Here is a 21,172-nt window from a genome sequence, read left to right as displayed (position 1 = left end):
TAACCCCGCTTATCGTCTGCAGAACAGGGCTCTATCGAAATCGCAGGCAGAACCGCTGAGCTCGCTCATCGCGGTTGGGGGATGAGTATTCCGGCCGCGTGGCTTTTGTCGAGTCTTATCAGGCGGCCTCGGATTCGTCGCACAGATTCTGGTAATACTCACGGCCGCGCTCGTAGCCGCGGGCAAAGGCTTCGGCCACGTCAGCGCCCGGGTGCTGACGTTGCATTTCCTCCACTCTGTTGGCCATCTCTGCCGAGACTTGATCGAATTCCTGGCAGCGGTGCCTGGCATGCAAAGCAGTTTCAAAGCCGAGACGATAGAACTTTTCGTCGTTTTGGAAGTCTCTGCCGGATGCCGAGTAATGCTCGCGTTCCGCGCCTTGCAAGCCGATCCACCACTGCTGTCGCGCCGCATCGACGGCCTCCGCTCCCTCCACCTCCAGCAATTCCCGAATGGGGGCGGCGTCATGTCCATCTTCCGTAATAACGATCACCACGGAACGCCCTTTGCGAAGAGCGTCTTCATAGACAAATAACTCGTCCTCGGGTAATCCCGTCGTGGTGAAATTCTCTAGTGCGCCTCCGGTCGCCGCTCCGACTGTGGCGCCCGAAGCAGCGAGCACCGCGGCGCCGAGCACTCCAACTGCCGTAACCGGCCCAACCCCAGGTATGACGGCAGCCGCCAGCAAACCTCCGGCGGACAGCCCCCCAGCCGCGCCTATCACCGCCCCGATCGCCTTCCCCATACCGGGCTGCTCTGCGGCGTCGGTAGGCACCGACTCCGGCCCCGTTTGCAAGTCTCCCGGAGTCAACAAAATGATTTTTTCAGTTGGAATGCCGGTTGAGCGCAGACTCGCGATGGACCGCCGGGCATCATCCTGCGACGAAAAGATTCCGGTGACAGGTTGCATCAGGTATCTCCTTCTCGGCCAAGGCCGCGATTTCCATGAGGATTGTGTCCGAAAGAACTGTTGTTATTCTGATCTTTTTTCAGAGCCCTCACCATACTTGGAATACCTGATGGCAAAGCCACTCGGATGAGGTAGGCCAGGCTCAGCTCCGACGTAGCAGCCCGTCGCTCTTCTCTGCGGCAGCATCGACTACGGCATTCACTTGATCGGCGCTCGCCAGCCCTCCCTGGGCCAGATCGGGGCTGCCGCCACCACGTCCATGCATTCCCGCCAACACCTCTTTCATCAGCAGCGACACATCCACCGAAAGATCCTGCGATCGCGCAAAGACCACCGAGGGTTGCGCCGCGGTCGTTCCCAACAGGATAAGCACGCGAGGATGTTTCGCCAGCTTCTGCGCCAGGATTTTTGTGAACGCCAAATCCCGATCGGGAAAAACTCTCTTCACCACCTTATAGCCGTCCTTATCCGGGGCTTCTCGGTAGATCATCTCTGCCCAGACTTCGGCCAGTTCCCCAGATAGTCGCTGATTCGCTTTCTGGGCCGCCTTCAAGTCGTCGAGCGACTTCCGCGCCTGTTGCGGTACTTCCCAAAGATGGGTAGAGAATACTGCCGCCGCCTCTGTCAGTACCTGAAAATCCCGCTGCATGGCCTTAAGCGCTCGATCGCCACAAACAAATTCCACCCGCACTCCGCGCGCGATTTTCTCAGTCTTTCGGATCAAGATAGGACCGATCTGCGCTGTGCTGGCCACGTGAGTGCCCCCGCAGGCATTCAGGTCGAACCCGCCTATGTCGATCAATCGCAGCTGGTGGCCGCCTTGGATCAAAGCACCCTCCGACTCATCCCCCGCATTTCCGCCCGGCTCGCCCTTGCTGGTTTTCGCTGCAATCTTGCCCAGAGCAGGAAGCTTCCGCACCCCCATATCCCTTGCTCGCTCCAGGTCCACAAAGCTGATTGCTACGGGCCGGTTTTCCCATACGATCCGATTCGCCAATTCCTCAGCCTTCGTTCGCTGCTCAGCAGTGATACGCTGAGTTGCCAGATCGATGGTACAGACATCCTCCCCCATGTGAAAAGAGACGGTCGGGATATCAAAGAGCGTGATGAATGCTGCCGATAATACGTGTTGGCCGGAATGCTGCTGAATGTGATCACGGCGCCGCTCAATATCGATACGCCCCTCGACCGGAAGACCTGCTTCGAGTTCGGCGGCCGATCCTTGCAATATGTGAACAACATCGCCTGCGCCGTTCTCTCCCACCTGGACTACCCGAAGCTCAGCCGGCTCACTTCCCCGCAGCGTCACGCGAAGCATGCCGGTATCGCAGCGTTGTCCTCCGCTGGTTGGATAAAAGGCGGTGCGATCGAGGATCAACGCAGGCGTCCCATCCACCTGCACAAGTTCGCGAATCTGTGCCGTAAATTCCTGAAGGAATGAGTCCGTGTAGTACAAGCGGTCTGTCATCGACAAACTCTCTGCCTGGCGCCGTCAGGTGGGATGGTTTGAAGATGTTCGTTTCCGATCTCAGGTCGTCATTAATTTCACCCGGCCTCGGATCGCACTTAATAAGGTTGAATAATGCCACCCACCCGCTTGCGCTTTGTCTCAGCCCCGGTTCTATCGCTGGCTGGCTTCTGCTTATAGCTGCTAATCACGTCGATGTACTTCAGCCCGGATCCGGTGTTAAACAACACTACCTTATCTGTGGACTTCAGGAAGCCTGACGCTATCAGCTTGCGATAGGCGGCGAGCGAAGCCGCTCCCTCAGGTGCGGCAAAAATCCCCTCTTGCGATGCCCAATCCTTTACCGCACGGATGATTTCATCATCACTTACGGCCACGGCAGTTCCGCCGCTCTTCCTAAGAATGTCGAGGATCAGATAGTCGGCATATGCCTTCGGAACCCTGAGGCCGGCAGCGACCGTGGTGGCGTCAGGCCAGAATTCCGAGACCGCTTTCTTTTCTTCCCACGCCTTGGGAATAGGGGCACACCCGGCAGCCTGGACGGCTATCATTTTCGGCCGTTCCGGGCCGATCCACCCCAGGACTTCCATCTCTTCAAACGCCTTCCACATTCCGATCAGACCCACGCCGCCGCCGGTGGGATAGAAAATCGCGTCCGGCAGCTTCCAGTCGAGCTGCTCCGCCACCTCGTAGCCCATGGTCTTCTTCCCTTCCACGCGAAACGGCTCTTTCAGCGTGGAGACATCGAACCAGCCTTCTGTATCGCGGCCCTCCTGCACCATGCGCGCACAATCGCTGATCAAGCCATCCACCAGCAGGATTTCCGCTCCATATTGCTGGCATTCCACCAGATTCGCGGCCGGCACATCCTTCGGCATGAAGATGTGCGCTTTAATTCTGGCGGCAGCGGCGTAGCACGTCAGCGCACTTGCAGCGTTGCCGGCCGAAGGAATTGCAAGCTTCTTCAGGCCATATGCCTTGGCCATGGTCACGGCAGCGCAGAGCCCACGAGCCTTAAATGATCCGGTTGGATTCAATCCCTCATCCTTAATAAAGACATGCGGCGTGCCCCTGCCTGGCAGCATTGGCGTGAAACCCTCGCCCAGGGTGACGGGCTGCACGTCTGGCAGAACCTCCCGGTATCGCCACATGCTAGCAACCCGCCCTGCCAAAGACTCGCGCTTGAAGCTCCCTTTCAAAGCCTGCAAATCGTAGCGTACGTAGAGCGAGCCTCCATCTTTTGGACACACAGTCTGCGGCCGGTCAGCACTGATCTTTTCCGAGCACTTGGTGCACTCCAGATACAGGATTTTGGCCATCGGTCGGAAGTTTACCACCTGGATTCTTAAGCGCAGGATCCGCCCATGGCTAACGCAAATGTGGAGAGAAGGCGAGTCAGCGGAGCATCCATGCTGATGCAGTTGAAGGGGAGTTGAATGCAGGGGCTCTTCGGCTCGGTCAAACACCAGGTCCTTCGACTCGGGCCGGGGACCTTTTGCCCGGCCGTCGCTCAGGATGACAGCTGAAGAGTATTCTCGGATTTTCCGATGGAGTTGGATGGACGGGAAATGACGCACACGGCATTGCAGTCAGGCATCGGATTCTACTATTCCCGCTCCCGCAGCATGGAAATCACATCGTCAGCAGTGATCACGCCTGTGAGGCGACCTTCATCATCGACCACCGGCAGCGTGAGCAGGTTGTATTTATCGAAGAGCTCGGCGACTTTCTTCTCCTTTTTGTCGACATGAACCGTGACCAGAGGCTCCTGGCTGAGCTCTTTGAGTCTGGTTTCGGGCTTGGCGAGCACGATCTTGGGCAGAGGCACCGCGCCTACCAGCTTCTCACCATTCTCCAGCAGGAAGATGGTCATGACGCTCTCCACGCCGCCTTCGAAGTTGCGCATCATCTCGATGGCGTCGTGGACCGTGGCCGCAGGGGGCAGCGCCATATACTGGGTGGTCATTTGCCTGGCGGCGGTGTTTTCCTCATGTTCTAGGAGTTCGGAGACTTCCTCCCGCGGCTCCGGTTCCATTTCCTCCAGAATGATTTCCGAAGTCTCCTCTGGCAGATCGCTGAGCAGATCGGCGGCAGCCCCGGGATCCATCTCCTCCACGATGTCAGCCGCGCGATCCGTATCGAGCGACTCCACAATGGACCGCTGCAGCTTGGGATCCACCTCCTCCAGGGCTCCGGCGGCCACTTCTTCGTCCAGCGTCTCGAAAACCGCTTCGCGCTCCGCGGGCGAGAGTTCTTCCACAATATCGGCAATGTCAGCAGGATGCAGCTTGGCCAGGCGATCGTGCGAAATGCGCAACCTCACGCGGCGGGCAGGGTCGATCTCGATCAGATCCACAAATTCCCAGGGGATAGTTTTTTGCGGAATTCGCTCCAACAGCGATCGCAGCAGACCTGCCGGCACCAGGCCCTTCAGCAGCCTGCGCACCGCTCCACGCGCGCCCACATCAACGGCTCCGATGGAAAGCTGTACGTGATCGTCGACCTCGGTTTCGTTCAGATCGATGTCGTTTACCCGGACGAGTTTGCGTCCATGCACATCGATCACCTGCTGGTCGAGGAGGTCGCGTGAGAGCAGCAGGAATCCTTCGGTGCCCTGTGGCGCCTGCCAGTCCTTTGCCCAATTAGCAGCTCGCACTCCGCCGTTGACCCCATGAATCATGGCGAAGGACAGCAGCCGCTCTCCTTCCTTGGTCTTGACAATCACATGCGCCAAGCGAGAACGGTCCTCTTGCGGGGCCAGTGCGAGCTCGCGCACACGCCCCACCGTCGCGCCGCTGAGGTCGGTCACCGGGCTACCCAGGATCTCCGATAGAGCCACACTCGCCATGCTTGCTGAGCATACTCAAATTCAGTGCCAGGAATCCAGATTGACTTGAGCCGATCTGCGGGCGTGAGCGGGAGTCCGGCGGACCACCGTCGAGCTGTGCTCGACCTGAACAGAGGGGGACGTCCGTTCCCACGTGGCTCGTGCCCGCAAATCGGCTCAACCTAAGGACAACAGCAGATCCCTCGCTTGGCTCGGGATTTCGCCTGCGGGCTCCCGCCTCGCTCACGCCCGCAAATCGGCTCAAGTTCGCGTTTGACATCCTCGACTCCGCACAGGCAAACTACCAGTTTCTCGGCGCAAGGTCCCTCAAACCGGATTCGTAGTGGGCTTCAGAATCCGGTAGAAGGCTTCTTAAGAATTGAGCATGACGGCAAAACGGGTCGTCCACAGGCTGGATTCCACGCTAGAAAGCGTGAACCAGGCGGAGCAGAAAGCCAGCCAAATCGCGACCGAATCCGGCTTCGACGAGGAGGCGGTCCACCGTATTGAAATGGCCGTTCGCGAAGCAGCCGTCAATGCCGTTTACCACGGCAACGCCTACGACCCCAATAAGAAGGTAACTCTACAGTTTGAGCGAACCCCGGAATCGCTGGTTATCACTATCTCGGATGAGGGCAAAGGGTTGGACCCGTCGGACATCCCCGATCCGCTGTCGCCGGAGAATCTGCTGAAGCCCTCGGGGCGCGGTATCTTTCTCATCCGCTCCTTCATGGACGAGGTTCGCATTCGCCGGTTACACCCGGGCACGGAAATCACGCTTGTTAAGCACCGCACTAATACAGAAGCCAGCAAGGAGGAGTCCAAGTGACGATGAAGTCAAGTAGCCGGCAGGTCGATGGCGTCACCATCGTGGATCTGAGCGGCCGCATCACCCTCGGGGAAGGCAGCACCATGCTCCGCGATATCGTCCGCGACCTGATCACCAAGGGGAACAAGAAAATCTTGCTCAACCTGGGTGACGTCACCTACATCGACAGTTCGGGAATCGGCGAACTGGTCAGCGCCTTCACCACCGTGCGCAACGGTGGCGGCGAACTCAAGCTGTTGAACCTGACCAAGAAAGTGCATGATCTGCTGCAGATCACAAAGCTGTACACAGTGTTTGATATTAAGGACGACGAAGCCGCCGCGATTCAGTCTTTTGTGAAGTGATGGCATGATTTGTGGCATTTCTTACGGTTCTTCGGCGCCCCTACCGGCATGATCTTTATGCCGGCGGGTAATCCCTCGCTTTAACTGTACTGGGTCCCTTTCAATTGCCAGTCCTGGGTCTCTACTCGCTTGCGGGTGGCCTACCTTTGCCGTTTTTGGGCGCAAGATGGGAAAAACTCTGTGCCTCTGTGACCCTTTCCTGTGACTGGGGTCGCTGACCCACAGCCTGCCGCCACATGAGAATGCAGGGCGAATGCCTGTTCGATTCTTCCTGTTTCTAGTCGCGAGTGCGTCCCTGGCCTCTGCAGGCTGCGTTACCGTAAATGACGCCGGCCAGAAAATCGGCGCAATCACGTGCGTGACCGGCAAAGTGCTCAAAGTTGACCAGTCCAATAGCCGTGCCTTCTTCTTAGATTTCTGCGAGGACCACCGCAGGTGCCCCTTCACCGTGGTGGTCTTTCCGCGACACCTGCGTGACGTAGGAGATATCCGGGAACTTGAGGGTAAGGACATCGAAATCCACGGCGAGGTTCAGCAATGGATGGGGAAAGCGGAAATTGTCCTGAGAGATGCGCGCCAATTGCATGGAGGCAGTCTGCCGCCGGTGCCCAAAACTTATGATGTCGCGCGCCAAGGCAAATACAATCCTGGACAATTCAGAAAGGCGAAAACCAGCAAGAGTTCCACAACAAAACCCAAGAAGGCGACTGGCCCGGATGAGCTTGGCATTGATGTCCAGGAAAAGCCAGCTGAGTTCTAGGCCGTAGCCCTGACCGCCGGGGAACTCCTCAGCAGTCCTTCCACTGAGGATAGGAAAGCGCCTCCTAGACCCTGCAGTGCTACCGTGGCATCTGCACCGGGAACCGGAGGCTCACCCTCATTGCACAGCACCAGCACCGGCGGGCTCATCATGCGCTCCTTCGCTAACTGGATCAGTGCAGACCGCTCCTCGGGAGGTACGGTGCAGCCAATCACAATCAGTTCGAAGCCGGAGGTGGACAGCGATTGGGTTGCTTGATCGAAGGAACTTCTTCCAACTACATGGTAGCCGGCGGACCACAACAGGGCGTTGCGAGTACACAGAAGGGCTCGATCGTATTCGACAGAAAGGATCCTATGCCGCGCCATGGCGAGATCCTCCCAGAGGAGCGCCTATCATAATCCCGACTGTGGCAAATAGCCATATCTGCTGAACCAGATCGTGCATCTTCCAGCTCCCAAACCGGCGCTAGTTGGGGGTCTAGCTTCTCCCTTGAACCCCGGATCAGGGGAAATGTTGCTTCCGGTATAATTTGCCCTGCCCAATGGGCACACCTTGCGTGGGAGACAGCATTGCTTCCTTCTAAACTCGCCCTTTTTCTGACTTTAGTGTTCGCGATCACCGCCTTCACTCAACAACCCAGCGCTGCCAGGAACCCCAAGCCAGCCCCGGACGAACCGCAAAAATCGCAGAGCGAGGAACCACCTTCTAAGGTTCCAACTTCAGCGGCGGCCAGAGAGTCTCAGCCTTCGGCCCGTCACGCCGAAGAGCCCAAGCCCGAGGCAGCGAAGGAAGCTGCCGAAAAGAAAGAGGAAGAGCACTACGACATGACGGAGGTGGCGCCGGTCGTCACCCACCATCAGATCACCCTCGATGGCCGCCCGCTGCGTTACACCGCCACAGCCGGCCGCCTGCCGATCAAGCGCGACGACGGCAAGATCGAAGCGGAAATGTTCTTCGTGGCCTACACCCTGGATGGCCAGGACGCGTCTCGCCGCCCGCTGGTTTTCGCTTTCAACGGCGGACCAGGCTCGGCTTCGGTATGGCTGCATATGGGAGCCCTCGGACCGAAGCGGGTGGTGCTTCAGCCCAATGGCTTCATGCCGGCATCGCCTTATCGCTTCGCGGATAACCAGTACACACTGCTTGACCGCGCCGATCTCGTCCTGGTTGATGCCATTGGGACCGGATTCAGCCGCGCCGCCAATGCTGAGCTGTCCAAGAAATTCTGGGGAGTCAAGGGCGACATCGAAGCCTTCGGCGAATTCATTCGGATGTACATCAGCCGCTACGAGCGCTGGTCGTCGCCGCTGTATCTGCTGGGCGAGAGCTACGGCACCACCCGCGCCGCCGGAGTCGCAGGGTACGTCGCCGATCGCGGCATTTCGTTTAACGGGATCACGCTGCTGTCGACGGTCTTGAAGTTCCAAACGCTGCAGTGGACCAAATCGAACGACGAACCTTACTGGCTGATTCTTCCCTCCTACACCATGATCGCCGCGTACCACAAGCGGCTGGCGCCGGATCTTATGCAGGACCTGGGCAAGACCAGGCAAGAAGTTGAGCAGTGGGCATCTAATGAATACGCCAGGGCGCTCGCGAAGGGCGACGCTCTGACCCCGGACGAGCGCCAGCGGATCATCGACCAGCTCGCCCGTTACACCGGATTGAGCAAGCAGGTCATCGACGAGGCGAATCTTCGCATCAACGTTGCCGTCTTTACTCACAACCTGCTGATCGACCAGAAGGTGCGCGTGGGACGCCTGGACGGCCGCTTCACCGGACCCGATCCCGAGGGTCTGCTCGATACCCGCTTTTATGATCCCACCGGCTCGGCCATTCTTCCTCCCTTCACCTCTATCTTTAATAATTATGTGAGGACGGAGCTGGGCTACAAATCCGACATGCCTTACCGCGTGCTTGCGTTCCAGGATGAGGGCGCCTTCAGCAAATGGGACTGGGGATCGGCAATCCAGGGCTTCCCCGATACCGCTACCGCACTCCGCGCTGCCATGGTCAAAGACCCATATCTGAAGGTGCTGGTGATGGAAGGCTATTACGATCTGGCCACACCGTTCTACGCCGCCGACTACACCATGGATCAGATGGACTTGAGCGCGGCCTATCGCAAGAACATCTCCTTCGCAACCTACGACTGCGGCCACATGGTGTATCTGGATTTGAATTCCCTGGCCAAGATGAAGCGGGATCAAGTGGAGTTCATGCAGAAGACGCTGGTGCAGTGAAGAACATTTCTGCGCCTTGAAATCCGGCACGAACCTCTCAGTACTCGGTCTCAACAAACAGGATTGGCTAGCTATCCTGGTAAGCGCGTGCCTGACGATTCTCACCGAACCTTCTGAGCACAGTTTCGGCAAATTCGTCTGCGGGCTGCGGCATGCTGAAGTAGTAGCCCTGACATTCGTCGCAGTGCTGCGCGCGCAGCATCGCCATCTGTTCTTCGTTCTCGACGCCCTCGGCGATCACTCTCAGGTCCAGACTCTTTGCCATGCTGATGATGGCGGCGGTGATAGCGGCATCGTCGGGATCCACCGCCACGTCTTTCACAAAGGAGCGATCGATCTTGAGCTTGTAAACCGGAAACTGTCTCAGGTAGCTCAGGTTCGAATATCCTGTCCCGAAATCGTCGATTGATAGCCTGACTCCCATCTCCGTTAATTTCTCGAGCACGGACAGCACTACCTCCGCGCTCAAGATGATGAGACCTTCGGTCAGCTCAAGCTCCAGATGCATCGGAGAGAGACCGGTTTCGCACAGTACTTTCTTGACGAGTTCCGGGAAGCCCTTTTGGCGGAACTGTATGGGAGACACATTCACCGACACCGGAAGGACTGCCAAGCCCTCATCCTGCCATCGCTTGGCCTGCTGGCAGGCGGTTCTAAGCACCCATTCGCCGATGGGCAGGATTAGCCCGCTGTTCTCGGCGATGGGTATGAACTTGTCGGGCGGCACCAGGCCCAGCTCGGGGTGGCGCCATCGGAGAAGTGCCTCCGATCCAGTTATGTTGCCACTCGAAATGTCCACCTGCGCCTGATAGACCAAAAAGAGTTGGTTCCTTTCCACCGCGCTTCGCAGACTGCTCTCCAAAGCCAACTTTTCGTCGGCGTAAGCCGTCAGAGATTCGGTGAAGAACTGAGAATTGTTGCGGCCATTTTCCTTAACGGAGTACATCGCAGCATCTGCGTTCTTGATGAGCGTCGCGACATCACTGGCATGATCGGGAAACAGGCTGATCCCGAGACTGCAAGTCACACTCAGTTGGTGATTCTGAATGACATAGTCTTTGATTATTTCGCTGGTAATGCGTTCGGCGGTTAGAGCGGCGTCAGCTATTTCCTTGAGCGCAGTGAGCACGATAATGAACTCGTCTCCTCCTAAGCGAGCCACCGTGTCTTGCTCGCGGGTATATTTCTTGAGCCGATGGGCTACCTCTTTGAGCAAGAGATCGCCAGCGGCGTGCCCCAGGGAATCGTTGACATTCTTAAAATTATCCAGGTCGATGTACAGTACAGCGACTTTTTCCTGCCGCCGGCGGGCATTGGCCAAGGCAACCCTCATCCTGTCCTCGAGCAGGTTCCGGTTCAGCAAACCGGTCAGGGAGTCGTAGTGAGCCAGAAATTTCACCTGCTCTTCCGCGGTCTGGCGTTCCCGGATTTCCGTGAGCAAGCGCTGATTGGCATCTTCCAGCTCTCGCGTACGCTCGCTAACTCTATGCTCAAGCTGGCCGTTTAATTCTTTGATCTGACGTTCGGCGCGCATGCGGGTCTGGGTTTCGTGGACGATCATCCTTACTACGAGCAGGGCGACAAGAGTCATTACCAATACAGCAAGCGCGATCATCAGCAGAGAAGCCCGTCGTGCGGTGGCGTAATTGTCTCGGCTCTGCCGGGCCGCAAGCTCGACCTGATTCATCTGGAAGCGTACGAAATCGTCCCAGGCGGCCTGGTATTGCCGCAGCGCGGGCGTGGTTTGTTGAACCATCACGGCCACCGCCGCGTCGTAGCGGTGTTCCTCCAGAAGCAGATGGAGCGCATGCAAATAACTTTCGATATAAACAACACGCGCGCGTTGCACGGCTGCTACCAATCTCTTCTCTTCTTCCGAATCGCACTTTTTCTCGATCTGCGCTAACAACTCCGCAATCTTCCTGGTGTTCTCGGCGCGAGTGGCCAGCAACTGGTCGGTTTGATCCTTGTCTTGCGTTAAGAACACCAGCATGGTTATACGTACGTTGCGATTGGAATACGCCAGCGCCTCACGCGACAGTTGCAGCTTGTTCCAACGCCTGCCCAGGATGTCTTCGAAGTCGGCGTTGATCTGATCCATCCGCTTGATTCCCAACTCGCCGACTGCAATCAGAATCCCGACCAAAACGGTGAAGGCGACGGCCAGGAAAAATGCAATTCGCCCTGCACTGAGCGGCGTCCTGGTTAGAACCGCGTGGTTTCCGGGCGGGTATCCGGTGGGCTGCTCGATGGGGGAATGGATCGCGCTCATGAGAGGAATATGCTTTTTGCTTTCGATGCTTCCATCGGCCCTTTTTCCCAGAGCATGATTGGGATCACCATAGACACTTACTTTGGTAATCGGCGAGGGCCTTTTGTGCCGGAGGAATGCGAAGTCAGATCGTGTGAAGCTAGCGTGTTTTCAAGTATTTTGAGATTTATGAGAGCGCAGACGGTGTCTGGAGAAACGTACCCGGGATCGGTGGGCAAAGATCAGGATGAGCGAGAGCCCTGACAATTCCCATCAACAAAGAGTGAAATTATGGATCACGGCATTGAGGCGCAGGAACTGAGGTCCGACGACGTCGTAGTCGCGGCCGAGTTGCTGGGCGACCCACCGCGTCAATTCGGAGTAAATGCGCATCAGACGCAGGAGATCGCTCTGGCGGATGAAGCTGACCTGGCAATCGCCCTGGGTCTGCGCAGTGGCTTGACAGCCACGGTCAGTGACCGCGGCAGCAACTGCCGCCGATAAGCCCAGGACTTCACCTGCGTGTGCGATTCGCAGGATTGACACGTTGCCATCCCGGTTGCGAACGGAGAGTTTCACCCGCCCCCGGCGGACGAGATAGATCCCACGTGGCGACTGGCCTTCATCGAACAACACCGTGCCGGAGGGATACGTGGCAGTGGACGCCGCATTCTCCAAGGCTCGCGATACTGCCGCCGGCAGATCCGCAAACATCTGGTTAGCTGCGGGAGGATCGTCTAAGTTGATCACCTGTGGGGCCATTTGCCACCTCATACAGGTGATAAAGCAGATCGCTAACCATTCTCAGGATGATTGGATTAATGCTCGCAAGTCTACCCATGCTCATCAAAACAGGACAGTTGCAGGTTTACTACAGCAAGAAATAAGCCTCATCCCAGATGGCATGAACTGGGTCAAATGGCACACAACCGCGTGATCTTGATCACCTCAGCGCCTTCAGGGCCGGGAGCCCGAAGTCTCGCCCTTTTCGAGACCTGGGTTATTCCGCAGATGACTAGCTCGCCCCCACTCCCGCCAACACTTCTTCCAGCGTCCTACCTCGCAGTGGTGGAGTCCCTCCGGGCTGGGAGGCAACCCAGCTGGCCAGACGGTTGGCGGCATCGTTGATTTCCTCCAGCGAAGCTCCGCGCACGTAGTAATGCGCCAGGCAGGCAGTGAAGGCGTCGCCTGCGCCCACCGTGTCGCTGACTCTCACCTTGAATCCCGGATGTCTGGCAAACCCGGACCTCGCCACCAGTAAGCTCCCGTCGGCGCCCTTGGTCACGCACACCAACTTCAACGCGTATTTCTCCAGTAGTCTCCGCGCGCTCGATTCTTCTGAGCCGCCTTCCACTCCCAGCATCGCCGCAACCTGGGGCAACTCATGCTCATTCAGCTTGACTACGTGCGCCCGCCTCATCGACTCATGCAGCACCTGGGAATCGTAAAAGTGCTGGCGCAAATTCACGTCATAGACGCGCCGGGCTTCTTTGCGCGTGGCTTCAAGAAACCTGCGGATGGTCTGCTGGGAAAGGCTTGACCTCTGGGCCAGAGAGCCGAAGCAAACCACATCGGCATGCTCAGCTAGTTTCTGCCACTGGGATGTCCATTCCAGAAAGTCCCATGCGACGTTCACGGCGATGGTGAATTGCGGCTGACCACTCGCATCGAGCGCGACCTCGACGGTGCCTGTGGGATGGATCTCGTCTTGCTGCAGGTACGTGCAATTGACACCGAGTAGTTCGAGCTTTTTCTGAATCTCGGCTCCCAGAGCGTCATTTCCGACCCGGCTAGCGACAATGCTGTTATCCCCGAGAAGATTCGCGGCATAAGCGAAGTTGGTGGGAGCGCCGCCAAGCTGCTTGCCGCCGGGCAGCATGTCCCAGAGAACCTCCCCCAATCCAACCACTGTGCGAGGCTCGTCGCTCATCTTGTATCTGCTGATCTCTTTCCTGCCAACCCGGCCAGCAGGTTGATGGCATCCCTCACCGGCTCTGACCTTCTGCTACTCCGACGTATTTGTCCGCGCCGCCGTAGTAGAAGAGCCAGCGCTTCCCTTCCCGCACCAGCCCTTCGACAAAGACGACGTTCGTCACCTGTCCCACTTTCTCCCATCCCAGTTCGGGTGAGAGTAGTGGCGCATCACCACGGGCCAGCAAATGAGCAGGATCATTTTTGTCGAACAGCGCCCAGCACAGGCGGTATACCAGCTGATCGTCGGCGCCGTTGTAGAAGAGCAGAATGCCTTCAGGCGTCAGCAGCGGCGGCGGACCGGGTTCGACAACACGAGAATCAAATTGGCCGGGGCGGCGTGGCAGGACCGGAGTTTTCGATGCCTCGGTCCAGTGCACGAGATCGTTGGACGACGCCAGCCCTGTCTGGTCGGTTTTATCCGCCGCGGTTCCCAGGAAATACATCCAGTACTTGCCGTTGATCTTCTCGGTCAGGATGGCGCCCGATTTAGTCCAGCCCACATTCCAGTTTCCCTGGTAGGCGGGGAGGATCACGCCCCGGCGCTCCCAGTGAATCAGGTCTTGCGATACCGCGAGGCAAAGCTGCGCGTCTTTCTTGTTGTAGCCCGTATAAGTCAGATAGTACGTGCCGGCGATCTCGACCAGACGCGGATCCTCCACGCCGCCATCGTGCTCGTAGTCGGTTTCCGGAACGAACACCGGCTTATCCCGCGGCTGAAAGTGAAGGCCGTCGGTGCTGGTCGCATAACCCAGCCGCGAGGTGCCCTGCTCGTCCTGCGTGCGGTAGAGCATGATGAATTCGCGTCCACGCTTCACAACCGCGGGATTGAAGGCTCCCGCAGAACTGAAGCTGTTCGGACGAGGCGAGATGATGGGCTGAGTCGAGAGGCGGTGGACATCGGAGATCGGAGCCTGGCTCGAAGGCTGCGCCAGCAGGAACGTGGAGGTCACGAGTACTGCAAAGAGATTGTTTTGCCAGCTCCCTTGCACCGCGGTACCTCCTGACACCGTTCTTATTCCGCTCAAATCCCCTGGTATAAGTGAAATCCGCGGCTGATCTCGCGGCTCTTTGTGCGCTGCGGAGGTTAGCCCAAGCCAAGATACGAGTCGAGAACTTCTTGCCTGTACGACCGAGAAAGCTCCTCGGCGCGGCCGCCTGCTCGCCACCTCTGTACGGCTTCCAGAACCTGTTTGACGCTCGCGCCGCAGAACGTTACTATGACCCCCCGCGGATGTCCCAATCGACAAGCTTACTGTCTTCAGTATTGAATTTCGGGAGTGTTCCTCACGGTCTTCAGAACTCCGTTAGGCTGGTTCCCATGACGCGAAATCTCCTTCGCCTGCTCCTCGTACCGGTTCTGATTCTCGCCGTCGTGGCGCAGTGTGCCGCTCAGAATGGCGCTCAAGTTGCGCCAGATCGCCGTCTACCAGAGATCCTCGCGTACATCGATAAGGCATGGGGAACTCTCGGGCGTTCGATGGACGACTGTAAAACCGTCACTGACGAGCGCAAGCAGCAAGGCAGGGCGCTGGTCTATTTCCCAGCAGAGATGGAGATGCCGCCCATCGCGAAAGAACTGGAAAGCAAATGCGGTATACAGACAGCCAAACTGCCACAGGTGATCAAGGCTCCGGGGTCTTTTGATATGCACCTGTTGTCCAAGCATGGGCTGCTCTTTCTGCCCAACCCCTATGTCGTGCCCGGAGGCTTTTTCAATGAAATGTATGGCTGGGACAGCTATTTCATCATCCGCGGCCTTCTTCAGGCAGGTAAGACCCAACTCGCCCGCGGCATGGTGGAGAACTTTTTTTTTGAAATCCAACACTACGGCGCCATCCTGAATGCCAATCGCACATACTTCCTCACTCGCTCGCAGCCGCCGTTCCTGAGTTCGATGGTGCTGGCCGTCTATGAGCAAGGCGCAGCCGGCGGCAAGCCTGATCGTGAGTGGCTGGAGCGCGCCTATCCGTTTATCGTGCGCGACTATGAGATGTGGACGACCGGCCAGCACCTGGCGGGTAATACTGGCCTGTCGCGGTACTACGATTACGGAGACGGTCCGACTGCCGATATCGCGGACACCGGTGACGCATATTATGCGGATGTGATCGGCGCGCTTCTCGCCGGCGAAATTGCCAACGACTATTTTGTTCGCCAGCATGCCCCCCAGCCGGTCGCGGTTCCTGCATACGCCCTGGAAGTCTGCTCCCAGGGCGCAAAAGCACGCAGCTGCAGTTCGCCGGTCACCATGGAACTGACCGCCGACTACTACAAAGGCGACCGCGCCATGCGCGAGTCGGGATTCGATATTTCCTTCCGTTTTGGCCCATACAGCGGCAGCACACATCACTACGCACCGGTGTGCCTGAACAGCCTGCTGTATAAAACCGAGCGGGATCTGGAGAAGATCAGCACAGTGCTCGGGCATCCCGACCAGGCGCGCACCTGGGCTGATCGCGCCAAACATCGCGCCGATCTCATGAACAAATACTTATGGGATCCGCAGCGCGGGATGTTCTATGACTGGGACTTCGAACAGAACAAGCGCTCCGATTACAACTACGCCACTACCTTCTATCCTCTGTGGTCGGAAATGGCTTCTCCGGAGCAGGCACGCGCGGTTGTTGCCAATCTTAAGATTTTCGAGCAGCCCGGCGGCCTCGTCATGAGCGACCGCGAGACCAAGGTGCAATGGGATTATCCCTACGGCTGGGCACCGATTCAGATGCTCAGCATCGAAGGCCTGCAGCACTACAAGTTTGACGATGTTGCCGGCCGGCTTTCCTACAAGTTTCTCTCCATGGTGGTGGACAACTTCACCAACGACGGCACCATTCGCGAGAAGTACAACGTCGTGACTCGCTCAGATGAGGTGCGCCTCACGGCCGGCTACAGAGCTAACCTCATCGGCTTTGGCTGGACAAATGGCGCGTTTCTGGTGCTGCTGCACGATCTGCCGCCCGCATTGCGCACGAAACTCGAACAGGGCGAAAGTCAGGCTGCGGCACCTAAGATGACCAGGTAAGGGCAGCCGGCGCCGGTCAGACCGGCGTGGCGGATCCGCTCAGCGCGGGAGGTTCGAACAGATTTCTGCGCATGCTTCAAGCCCACTGTGGACAAAAACAGCGACGGAATACAGGCCCGGCTACTTATTCATCTCTTCCAGGCTGTGGGTCTGCCTGGCCTGGAGCTCTTGCGAGATCTTGAATTCGTTATCGGCTGCGCCGCGGTTGCCAAGAGCCTGGTAGGCTTGCCCCAATAGGTAGTGCGCCACATAGTTATTCGAGTCCATACTGAGGGCACGTTGAGCGGCGCGAGCGCTGAGCTCGGCCTCCCCTTTTTTCAGCAGCACCTTCGCCATCAGCACATAAGGGCCGCTGGCGGTAGAGTCAAGCCAGATCGAGCGCTGCAACAAGCGCTCGGCATCATCGAATTTCTGTACGCGAGAGTAGGCATCGGCCAGCTTGTAATAAGTTGCCGCATAGGCGGGGTTGATGGCCATCTCAATTTGAAATTCGCCGATCGCCTCCGGGATCTGTGATTTGAACATGAAGAGTTCTCCCAGAAGGAAGTGCGCCAGCGGCAGCTTGGGATCGAGGGCGGCGGCTTTTTGCGCGTATTCCTCCGCAATGGGCTCAAATTCCTGGCGCAAAAGCATGCGTGCGGTGAACAGATAGCTGGCAGCAGAATCGGCAGGCTGATCAAACATGCGGCCAAACGCCTTGCGCGCCGATGGATAGTCCTTTTTCTGGATATAGGAGACACCCAGGATGTAGGAAGCGTCTACGTTGGCCACCGGATACCAGCCCTGCACTTTTTCGAGATATGGAATCGCCTCGGAGGGCCGCCCGGAGAGATAGTAGGAGAGCCCCAGCAGCTGCGCTCCCTCCTTGTCATCTGGATCCTGCGCGAGGGCTTTCTTCAGGTAATCGATGGCCTTGGGGAAATTGCTTTTCTTGTAGTAGGCGACACCCAACTCGTGGGCCAGGCCCTTCAAATCAGGATTGCTAGCGTCCAACTGCTGAAGCTCAGCGAGTGCCGCATCGCTGTTGCCATGTTCGAGCAGTTCACGAGCGTGCGCCAGCGAGGCGGAGAGCTGCAATTCAGCTGTGTGAGACGGCCGCGGAGACGCCGCGCCTTGAGGCGGCGCCTGCCCAAGAGCAGTTATGGTGCACCCTGCCAGCGTCAGTAAACCAATCCACCGAATACTTCTCATACCCATACTCCGCAAGTCCGAAAAATAATGACCATGTTCTCTACAAATTCGGGATCAATGTGCGCATGCTGATGGCGTGGCGTTGATCTGCTGCAGTAGCCGCTTGGCAGCCTGCATATCCGGATTGAACTCCAGTACACGCAGGATAAACGATCGGGCATCATCCGCCTTGCCTGCATCGCAGAAAGTCCGCGCCAGATTCATTCCGATGGTGCTGCGTGCGGGCGCTCGCCCGAATGCGTCGTCCCAAAGCTGGATAGCGTTACGCAAATTCCCCTCGCGGGCTTCGATCGCACCCAGATTGTTTGCCGCGTCAATCAAATATGGATCAACGGCAAGGGCCCGGCGATAAAGATCGCGCGCATGATCTATAGCTCCGTGCGTCTGCTCCAGGTATGCCAAGCCAGAAAGGACTACGGCATCCGGTGGATTCTGTCCGGCCGCAACTCGCAGCAGCCTCTCGGCTTCAGTCTTTGCGACAGGCATCCCGTCTTTGGCCAGAGACTCCCAGGCCAACGCCAGGTCGCGTGTATCCTGTTCCGCTTCTGGCGATGGTGGGAAAGGCTGCAGGCGTGGAGAGCGTGGTGACAGATCTTCCAGACGTGGCGCAGGTCCAGGACGCCGCGGAATGCGATGATCGGTTACCTGCGTGTGCACGATGTCGGTGCTCGATATAGCTGCCATATGACAGGCTGTGCAATCGCTCTGTTCCGCATGATGCTTGGCGCCGAAGGCCTCGCCGTGGCATGTGAGGCACTTGCCGCGAAAGTAGGAAACCCGCTCTTCCGCCGGGGGCGAAGAGTGAGGGTCGTGACAGCTGGTGCAGGACATTTTGTCCCCTGATTTCTGTTTGCACATGCTTCCAGCTAATGCCTCAACCTGGCTGACCGCTCCCAGCCCTTGCGCCTGCGGATCAATAAGCACGTAGTAACGCATATAGTCAGACAGATTGTCTCCCGGGCGATAGTCGTAAACGTGACGCCCGCGGCGCTCAATCGCCACCTTACCTTCCAGATGGCATTGCATGCAGACTGCATCCCGCCAATCCGGTACCAGCTTCGCCGGATTTACGATCGCACCTCCCTTCACGTGCGCCGCCCCCGGCCCATGACAGCGTTCACAGCTTACGCCCGAATAGGCGAATACCGGCATGTCATAGCGATTCTCGGTTCCCTTGAGCGGAGGCTTCATGCCGCTAACGTGACAATGCAGACAACTGGTGTAGGCGGGAAGGTTGAGAGGAGCTTGTCGCGCATCCTGGTACGCGGGCGCCATGTCCCAGGTGTGCTTGTTCGCATACCAGTTGACTGGTGATTCGAACAGGAAGCGGTCAACGGCGAACAGGTAACTCTTCCCCCTTCGTCCCGAACCGATGTAGTACAAGAGTTGACGCTTGCCGTTGAGTGCAGCATCTCCGGGCCGCTCGAAGGTCAACCAGGCGCGATTGCCATCAGCGTAAATCCGATAATGGACCCGGGATGGCGGATGAACGAAGTCAGCAGGAATCAGATCGTCGGTTGCGGGCCCGCTGGCATGGGCCATGGAGGTACGCTTGTAGGACTCATAGATTTTTTGGTGGCAGGGCGCACAGGCCTCATTGCCGACATAACCCGATCCGTCGGTGCTTGACGGTGCCTGGCGCGCCAGAGCGGAGATGGCAACTAAGCTACTCAACGCAATGGCGAACACTAGACCCTTCGACAGACCCTTCGACAGCCGCAGCAACGAGAACTCCCGCCTGAAATTCCCCAACAGCAAAAATTAAGGGGAGCCTGGAGGACTCCCCTTAAGTTAAACCAATTGCATGTCGCTTAGAAGAGGAGCTTCACGGCGAACGTCAGCTGGCGCATGGTCGTGCCATTCAAGATGTCCTTGATCTTCCCGTTGGTCCCGCCGCAGTCTACGCAACCACCGCCACTAGACGCGTAACCTTGCGGGCTGAAGTCTAGCGCGGGGTGATTGAATACGTTGTAGGCGTCCATGCGGAACTGAGCCGTAAAGCGCTCGGTCACGCGGAAGTTCTTCAGGACGGACATGTCATCCGTAAATACGCTCGGGCCGATCATGGAGTTGCGGCCGGCGAGACCGGTGGTGCCACAAGCCGGCAGACCCCAACCACCTGAAGTCGGGCGCGGCAAGTTGCAGGTGTTGGTTCCTACTGTCAACTCCGAGGCTGGGTAGGTTACCGCCGGAACCGGCGTGAAGAAGGTTACGGTGTGGCTGATGGGATCAAACGAACCGGTTCCTGTGCTGAAAGAACCAATCTTGTTGGGTAGGCAGGGGCCCACGTCCACTACCAGACCGCATTCCCCGAGCGATGGCGACCAGTGCATGCCGCTGCTCCAGTTCGTGGTGTTGGTGATCTGCCAACCGCCTATGGCCAGGTCCATGCCCCGACCCGCATTGCCTGCGAACCTCTTCCCCTTACCGAAGGGCAGTTCATAAGTCGCGTTCAGGACCCAGACTTTGTCGCGATTCATGTCATCCGGACCATAGGCTGTACGCGGAGCTGTGGCATAGAGCGGTCCCGAGATGGAGGTGGTGCCGTCCACGCTGTAGTTGAAAGCCTTCGACCAGGTGAAGTGAGTAATGAACTGCAAGCCTTGCGAGAAGCGCTTATCCAGTCTCACTTGCAAGGCGTTGTAGTTGGCGCTGGCATCGTTGCCGAAGTAGTTGCCCATAAGGCCCGCGCTGCAGCATGTCAGAGGGGTGCCGGCGGCAGTCAGGAAATTGGGGTAGGTGAATGCATTGATGAACGGCCGCCGCTGATCGATGGGCACGTTGGCGACGAAGTTCGGCGCCGTACCCGCCGTGGTTACGATAGCCGAACCCGGCCCGTACGCCGGTGGATTCAGGTCATAGGCCGGACCGTTGCCTGCGAATACGTGTGTGCCTTTGTTGCCGATGTAAGCCAGCTCCAGGGTCATGGTGTTAGTTAGCTGGTGCTGCAACGAGACATTCCAGGCATCAAGCGTTGGCAGCCGCTGGTATGTCGGCCGTATGCGGGGCTGAACGTTACTGCCCGGGCTGAGGACAATGGCACCGGGGGTGTTGCACGCAACGAATGCGCCACCCGCGTTCTTGCACACGGGCGCTCCACCCAAAGGCAACACCCCGTCAGATGGAATCGGCGGGAACGTGTACACCGGTGGTCCCTGTGTAAGCGTAAACGCCGGGAAGAACGAGTTGTTGACGTTAGACGCGAAGCCATTATTGGCGATGTTGTTGCTGGCGGTTACGTCCTGGTTGACCAGCACCGGCAGATTCTGGGTAACGGCATGACCGAAGTTAGAGCCGAATACTCCCATATCGAAGCTGCGGCCATAACCCATGCGGATCACAGTCTT

The 21,172-nt window shown here is 57.9% G+C and carries 17 protein-coding genes; 5 read left to right on the top strand and 12 right to left on the bottom strand.

Annotation, left to right across the window (positions count from 1 at the left end):
• Positions 1-118 precede the first annotated feature (118 nt).
• The 4 genes from VEG30_10080 to VEG30_10065 all read right to left on the bottom strand — a co-directional run bounded on the left by VEG30_10080 (position 119) and on the right by VEG30_10065 (position 5,226).
• Entirely contained in the window at positions 119-910 is a 792-nt protein-coding gene (locus VEG30_10080) for a hypothetical protein (GenBank protein ID HXZ80267.1), read from the bottom strand.
• A gap of 142 nt (positions 911-1,052) precedes the next feature.
• A complete protein-coding gene (locus VEG30_10075; GenBank protein ID HXZ80266.1) occupies positions 1,053-2,378 on the bottom strand; it encodes a DHHA1 domain-containing protein in 1,326 nt (441 codons plus the stop codon).
• 98 nt (positions 2,379-2,476) lie between these two features.
• The gene (locus VEG30_10070) at positions 2,477-3,697 is read right to left on the bottom strand and encodes a threonine synthase (GenBank protein HXZ80265.1); all 1,221 of its coding nucleotides are present in this window, start codon (positions 3,695-3,697) and stop codon (positions 2,477-2,479) included.
• 287 nt (positions 3,698-3,984) lie between these two features.
• Entirely contained in the window at positions 3,985-5,226 is a 1,242-nt protein-coding gene (locus VEG30_10065) for a CBS domain-containing protein (GenBank protein HXZ80264.1), read from the bottom strand.
• A 364-nt stretch (positions 5,227-5,590) separates the two neighbouring features.
• On the opposite strand from VEG30_10065, the gene VEG30_10060 reads away from it, so the two are divergent.
• From VEG30_10060 to VEG30_10050, 3 genes are all read left to right on the top strand, one after another.
• Positions 5,591-6,034 (top strand): ATP-binding protein, encoded by a 444-nt coding sequence (locus VEG30_10060; protein HXZ80263.1) that lies wholly within the window; start codon positions 5,591-5,593, stop codon positions 6,032-6,034.
• The gene (locus tag VEG30_10055) at positions 6,031-6,378 is read left to right on the top strand and encodes an STAS domain-containing protein (protein HXZ80262.1); all 348 of its coding nucleotides are present in this window, start codon (positions 6,031-6,033) and stop codon (positions 6,376-6,378) included. Before VEG30_10060 ends, VEG30_10055 begins: the two co-directional genes overlap by 4 nt.
• Positions 6,379-6,631: 253 nt before the next feature.
• Positions 6,632-7,138, top strand: coding sequence for a hypothetical protein (locus VEG30_10050; GenBank protein HXZ80261.1), 507 nt, complete (start codon positions 6,632-6,634; stop codon positions 7,136-7,138).
• Here VEG30_10050 and VEG30_10045 read toward each other — a convergent pair.
• Positions 7,135-7,506: a hypothetical protein gene (locus VEG30_10045; protein ID HXZ80260.1), complete on the bottom strand. Its 372-nt coding sequence runs from the start codon at positions 7,504-7,506 to the stop codon at positions 7,135-7,137. The genes VEG30_10050 and VEG30_10045 overlap by 4 nt on opposite strands.
• A gap of 204 nt (positions 7,507-7,710) precedes the next feature.
• Here VEG30_10045 and VEG30_10040 point away from each other — a divergent pair, with 204 nt between their 5' ends.
• The gene (locus tag VEG30_10040; GenBank protein HXZ80259.1) at positions 7,711-9,384 is read left to right on the top strand and encodes a peptidase S10; all 1,674 of its coding nucleotides are present in this window, start codon (positions 7,711-7,713) and stop codon (positions 9,382-9,384) included.
• Positions 9,385-9,451: 67 nt separating this feature from the next.
• Here VEG30_10040 and VEG30_10035 read toward each other — a convergent pair whose 3' ends face one another.
• The 4 genes from VEG30_10035 to VEG30_10020 form a co-directional block, all read right to left on the bottom strand.
• Positions 9,452-11,656, bottom strand: a complete 2,205-nt coding sequence (locus tag VEG30_10035) for an EAL domain-containing protein (protein HXZ80258.1) — start codon at positions 11,654-11,656, stop codon at positions 9,452-9,454.
• A gap of 252 nt (positions 11,657-11,908) precedes the next feature.
• Positions 11,909-12,397, bottom strand: coding sequence for a cyclic nucleotide-binding domain-containing protein (locus VEG30_10030; protein ID HXZ80257.1), 489 nt, complete (start codon positions 12,395-12,397; stop codon positions 11,909-11,911).
• Between the two features lie 253 nt (positions 12,398-12,650).
• The gene (locus tag VEG30_10025) at positions 12,651-13,565 is read right to left on the bottom strand and encodes a carbohydrate kinase (GenBank protein ID HXZ80256.1); all 915 of its coding nucleotides are present in this window, start codon (positions 13,563-13,565) and stop codon (positions 12,651-12,653) included.
• Positions 13,566-13,620: 55 nt separating this feature from the next.
• Positions 13,621-14,598, bottom strand: coding sequence for a glycoside hydrolase family 130 protein (locus VEG30_10020; GenBank protein HXZ80255.1), 978 nt, complete (start codon positions 14,596-14,598; stop codon positions 13,621-13,623).
• Positions 14,599-14,927: 329 nt separating this feature from the next.
• Between VEG30_10020 and VEG30_10015 the strand changes: the two genes are divergently transcribed.
• Positions 14,928-16,634 carry a trehalase family glycosidase gene (locus VEG30_10015; protein ID HXZ80254.1) on the top strand — a complete coding sequence of 569 codons (1,707 nt, stop codon included), beginning with the start codon at positions 14,928-14,930 and terminating at the stop codon, positions 16,632-16,634.
• Between the two features lie 120 nt (positions 16,635-16,754).
• Here VEG30_10015 and VEG30_10010 read toward each other — a convergent pair whose 3' ends face one another.
• The 3 genes from VEG30_10010 to VEG30_10000 all read right to left on the bottom strand — a co-directional run.
• Positions 16,755-17,825, bottom strand: a complete 1,071-nt coding sequence (locus VEG30_10010; GenBank protein HXZ80253.1) for a tetratricopeptide repeat protein — start codon at positions 17,823-17,825, stop codon at positions 16,755-16,757.
• Between the two features lie 54 nt (positions 17,826-17,879).
• A complete protein-coding gene (locus VEG30_10005) occupies positions 17,880-19,550 on the bottom strand; it encodes a tetratricopeptide repeat protein (protein ID HXZ80252.1) in 1,671 nt (556 codons plus the stop codon).
• Positions 19,551-19,636: 86 nt separating this feature from the next.
• A partial coding sequence (locus VEG30_10000; GenBank protein ID HXZ80251.1) for a hypothetical protein occupies positions 19,637-21,172 on the bottom strand: 1,536 nt, incomplete at its 5' end.

This window comes from Terriglobales bacterium (genome assembly GCA_035624455.1).
Taxonomy (GTDB): Bacteria; Acidobacteriota; Terriglobia; order Terriglobales; family Acidobacteriaceae; genus DASPRM01.
Note: the sequence above shows the minus strand (reverse complement) of the source record. Positions and strands in the feature narration are given on the sequence as shown.